This window comes from Actinoplanes sp. NPDC051633 (assembly GCF_040681735.1).
In the GTDB taxonomy this organism is placed as follows: domain Bacteria; phylum Actinomycetota; class Actinomycetes; order Mycobacteriales; family Micromonosporaceae; genus Actinoplanes.
This window is the reverse complement of the sequence record NZ_JBFAZH010000670.1, coordinates 1-4,353: the sequence shown is the minus strand read 5'-3', so window position 1 is coordinate 4,353 and position 4,353 is coordinate 1. Positions and strand designations below refer to the sequence as shown.

Below are 4,353 nucleotides of genomic sequence, written 5' to 3'. Positions count from 1 at the left end.
CGACGTTGCCCCGGACCGTCAGCCACGGGTACAGGCTGCGGCCGTACTCCTGGAAGACCACGGCCATGGCCGGGCTCGGGCCCGTCACCGACGATCCGTCCATCTCGACGAGACCGCTGGTGGGCCGCAGCAGCCCGGCGAGGCATTTCAGGAGCGTGGTCTTGCCGCACCCGGACGGTCCGACGATGCACACCAGCTCACCGGCGTCCATGGTGAAGCTGACATCCCGGATCGCCTCGACGTCACCGGTCGGCGATGCGTAGACCTTCCGCAGGTGCTCGACCCTCAGCAGCGTGCTCCGGTCAGGCACGGTTCACCTCTCTCATCCCGTGGTACCAGCGCAGGACCCGCCGCTCGACGAAGCCGAAGACCACGGCGAGGAAGACGCCGATCAGGCCGAGCAACAGGATGCCGCTCCACATCTCGGCGATCAGGTAGTTCCGCTGGAAGTAGGCGATCCGGTAGCCGAGACCGGAGGACGAGGCGAACATCTCCGAGATGACCATGAGGATGAGGGCGACCGAGAGCCCCTGCCGTACGCCGGTCATGACCCGCGGGCTCGCCGCCGGCAGCACGAGGAACCACAGCCGCTCCCACCACGTGATCTGGAACGAGTCCGCGGTCTCGGTCATGACGCTGTCCGTCGCCCGGACGCCTTCGATGGTGTTCAACAGGATCGGCCACACCGCGCCGGAGACGATGACGACCACCTTCATCGTGTCGGTGATGCCGAGCACGAGCAGCGCGACCGGGATCAGCACCGGCGGCGGAATGGCCCGGAAGAACTCGAGCAGCGGCTCGAGCAGTTCGCGCAGCCAGCGGAGCCGGCCGATGACGACGCCGGCGGTGATGCCGGCGACGATCGACGCGGCGATGCCGAGGGCGAGCCGATACAGACTCGGCAGCACGTCCTCGAGAAGCGCCGGGCCGATCCAGGTGTCCGCGAAAGCCTCACCGATGGCGAGCGGGCCGGCGAAGAACCGATTCGTCGATCTCGTCGACCAGATGCCCCAGACCACCACGGCCAGGAACGGGAAGCCGAGCGCGTAGCCGAAGTCCGTGGCGATCCTGGTCCCCACGCCGCGCGGCCGCGACCGTGGCACGGCACTGCCGGAATAGGCGGTCACAGCGCCTCCTCGGCCCGCACCGACTGATGCCAGGCCAGCGAGCGACGCTCGATGAAGCGGAAGACCAGGTTCACCAGCAGTCCGAGCAGCCCGGTGACCACGACCAGGGCGTACAGGCCGACGGCGTCCCCGGCGGAGCGGGACAGCTCGATCATCCGCCCGAGGCCGGGATTACCGATCACCATCTCCGCGGTGATGGCGAGGATGAGGGCCACGGCCGCGGCGAGGCGCAGGCCGGTCATCAGGTACGGGAGCAGGGTCGGCAGTACGAGATACGTCAGGTGTTCGCGGCGCGTCAGGCCGAAGCTCCGAGCGGTGTCCCGGGCGACCGTGTCCACATCGGCGACACCGTAGATCACCTGCACGAACACCTGCCAGAACGCCGCGTAGACGATGATGACCAGCGCCGCCCGCATCTGCAGGCCGAACATCAGCACGGCGAGCGGGATGAGAGCCACCGACGGGATCGGGCGCAGGAACTCGACCATCGTGTGGGTCGCGCGACGCAGGAACGGCACGAGGCCGACGACCGTTCCGAGGGCGACCGCGCCGAGCGTTGCCACCCCCAGACCGATCGCCCACGACGTCATGGTGAGCCCCAGCCTCCGCCAGAACGCCAGGTCGCGGAACTCCTCGAGCAGCCGCGCGACCACGTCGGTGACGTACGGCAGATACTGCGCGCTGATCAGTCCCAGCGTCGGGATCAGTTGCCAGACGACCAGGAAGCCCAGAAGGCCGGCGGCGCCCAGCAGCACCTTGCGCATGTCACTCCCGAAATCGGCCGGCTACTGCTGCTGGATGAGGCGATTGAAGTCGGGCTGCTTGTCGAGGACGCCGTACTTCTGAGCGAGCTCGGCCAGGGACGTCAGGCTCGCCCGGTCGACCTCCCAGCCGAACCGCGGGAGCCGCACCGAGTCGGCGACCGCCTCCGGAAGCTTGAGGTTGTCCTTGATCGCCTGCCGGACCGCCTTCTCGTTGGCGGGATCCTGGGCCCACTGCAGCGTCTCCTTCATGGCCGCGGAGAAATCCGCGACCACAGCACTGCCCGACTCCCGCAGCTTGGCCGAGGTGATCGTGGTGAGGGTCGCCAGGCCGGGGATGGTGGCTTGATACGGCTCGAGCACCACCTTGTCGCCGCGACCGCGCAGCTGGCTGACGAAGGGTTCCGGCACCCAGGCGGCGTCGATATTGCCCGCCTCCAGCTGCGCCGGGGCGTCCGGGAAGGCCACCTCGACGAACTTGATCTTCGACGGGTCGCCGCCGTCCTTCTCGACCGCTGCCATGATCGTGACGTCGCCGGCCGCGCCCAGGCTGTTGACCGCGACCTTTCGCCCGGCGAGCTGGGCGGGCCGGGTAATGCCGGACGCCTTCGAGGCGACGACGGCGTTGATGTCGTCACCGTCGGCGTAGGACGACGCGTAGTTGCCGACGATCACGACGCCGAGGTTCTGCAGATCCGCCCGGAACGGGCCGAACGGCTGGCCGACGGCGAAGTCGATGTCGCCGTTGATCAGAGCCGGGATGGCCTGCGCGCCGCCCTGAGCGGGCAGCACCTGGACCTGGAGTCCGTGCTTGGAGAAGATGCCCGCCTTGATGCCGCCCCAGAGTGCCGCGGTCTCGGTGATGGGGAGGGCCGCGACGCGGACCTGGCGGAGCTCGCCGCTGGCCTGGCCGGACGGGGTGGGGGCATCGGAATCCGTGCATCCGGTAAGGCCGATCGCGAGGCCGGTGACAAGGCAGAGAGCGGTGACCTTCTTCATGGACGGGCCCTTCCTGGGCGGCTGTGGTGGGTGCGGTGGGAACCCGGGAGCTGAGACGTGATCTGGACCACACCACCGTGTCCGGTCATGGTCCAACCCCGATACGTCCAATGTCAAGAAAATGCCGACGCCCGTCATGGATACGTTGAACGACGTCGTGTGGGCGCCGCCGCGCTCCTCGAGGCTGGGCCCTGATGGACCAGGAGTTGGAGGAGGGGCTTGCGGGCGGTGGCCGCGCCGATCCGCGACTGGGCCGGCGCACCGCTGTCAACGTGTCCGCCCATGCGAGCCGGACCACGACGGCGGAGTTAGGCACCACCGTGCGGAGCCGCTCGGCCAGGGTCGTCTTGCCGGCGCCGCCCGGCCGTCGATCGCGATCACCCGCGGACTGCCGGTGACGCCGAGTGATGCCTCGCGCAGTTCCCGGACGGCGTCGAGCACGGTCACCACCCGCCAGCCGACAGCCTCGGTCTCGCCGGATGGAGATGCATCCGGCGACCGGTCTTCGGAGGTCGGGACCCGACCTCATCGCGTCATGCGCGGGAGGCCGCGCCGGTGTCATGGGCCGGGAAGCGCGCCGCCTCGCGGAGCAGGCCGGCAGCCTGACGGCCACGGGAAAACAGCAGGTCCACCGAGGAAAGATCCTTGATGAAGCCGTCGTGCAGCTGCGGGTACTCCGGGTGCTCGAACTGCTGATAGAAGACCGAGATGCCGGCGTCGCGGAACAGCGACCAGTCGGCATATTCGTGCCGGGTGCCCACGGTGCTGGTCAGATGGCTGTCACCGCCCGCGGCGGACACGAGCTGAACCAAGCGCTCGGTCCGGCCGCCGGTATGCGGCAGGTTGGTCGCGCGCTCGATGCGCACGTCGGCGCCCAGGTATTCGCACATCGCCCGGATCAGGTCGATGTTGAGGTCGACGAGCCGGCTGTGCCCGCGGCCGTACACATCCTCGATCAGTGCGAAGACCTCGGCGAAGTGCGCCGCCGAGCGGTAGTGCCGTCGCAGTGTCCGCAGGTGGGCGGACCTCCAGTCCTCCTCCTCGCAGATCGCCACGTCGCACAGCATCTGGCGACGGCCGGTGTGCACGACCGGAACGGTCAGCCAGGCGGTCGTCCCGTCGCGCGCCTTGATGCGTTGCCGGGCGTGGAACTCCGAGCGGGTGAACTGGACGCTGTCGTACGCGACCCAGACGTCACTGGCCGCCACCTTCGCCAGCAACCTCAGCCATGGAAGGAAGTTCGGCTGGTGGACCGACACCCGCATCATTCAGAAGGCCGCCCTGAGCGTCACGAACCCTTCGGCGCTGTCGACCGAGATCTCCCGCCCCCGGCACTTCGACTGCAGCTCCAGACTCTCCGGGCTGCCGTGGAACACCGCCTCGCGCACCTGCGACCCGTGCATCCGCAGGGCCTCCAGCTTGATCGGCAGGAAGTCGCTGATGTCCACGTAGAAGGTCGGATGGAA

At 68.7% G+C, this 4,353-nt stretch carries 6 protein-coding genes; all 6 read right to left on the bottom strand.

What is annotated here, in order from left to right; translation table 11 throughout:
• The coding region (locus tag AB0M20_RS29375; RefSeq protein ID WP_364303559.1) for an ATP-binding cassette domain-containing protein at positions 1-310 on the bottom strand (310 nt) is incomplete at its 3' end.
• Positions 303-1,127 carry an ABC transporter permease gene (locus tag AB0M20_RS29370; protein WP_364303558.1) on the bottom strand — a complete coding sequence of 275 codons (825 nt, stop codon included), beginning with the start codon at positions 1,125-1,127 and terminating at the stop codon, positions 303-305. The genes AB0M20_RS29370 and AB0M20_RS29375, both read right to left, overlap by 8 nt.
• Complete coding sequence (locus AB0M20_RS29365) at positions 1,124-1,891, bottom strand: ABC transporter permease subunit (RefSeq protein WP_364303557.1); 768 nt, start codon at positions 1,889-1,891, stop codon at positions 1,124-1,126. The genes AB0M20_RS29370 and AB0M20_RS29365 overlap by 4 nt, the downstream gene beginning before the upstream one ends.
• A gap of 21 nt (positions 1,892-1,912) precedes the next feature.
• Positions 1,913-2,887: an ABC transporter substrate-binding protein gene (locus AB0M20_RS29360; protein ID WP_364303556.1), complete on the bottom strand. Its 975-nt coding sequence runs from the start codon at positions 2,885-2,887 to the stop codon at positions 1,913-1,915.
• Between the two features lie 533 nt (positions 2,888-3,420).
• Positions 3,421-4,146 carry a WbqC family protein gene (locus tag AB0M20_RS29355; protein ID WP_364303555.1) on the bottom strand — a complete coding sequence of 242 codons (726 nt, stop codon included), beginning with the start codon at positions 4,144-4,146 and terminating at the stop codon, positions 3,421-3,423.
• 9 nt (positions 4,147-4,155) lie between these two features.
• On the bottom strand, positions 4,156-4,353 hold a 198-nt coding region (locus tag AB0M20_RS29350), incomplete at its 5' end, for a hypothetical protein (RefSeq protein WP_364303554.1).

Bases quoted from the DNA above. Each gene is read 5' to 3' on its own strand.
- AB0M20_RS29365 (WP_364303557.1), bottom strand. From the start codon at position 1,891: ATGCGCAAGGTGCTGCTGGGCGCCGCCGGCCTTCTGGGCTTCCTGGTC.
- AB0M20_RS29360 (WP_364303556.1), bottom strand. From the start codon at position 2,887: ATGAAGAAGGTCACCGCTCTCTGCCTTGTCACCGGCCTCGCGATCGGC.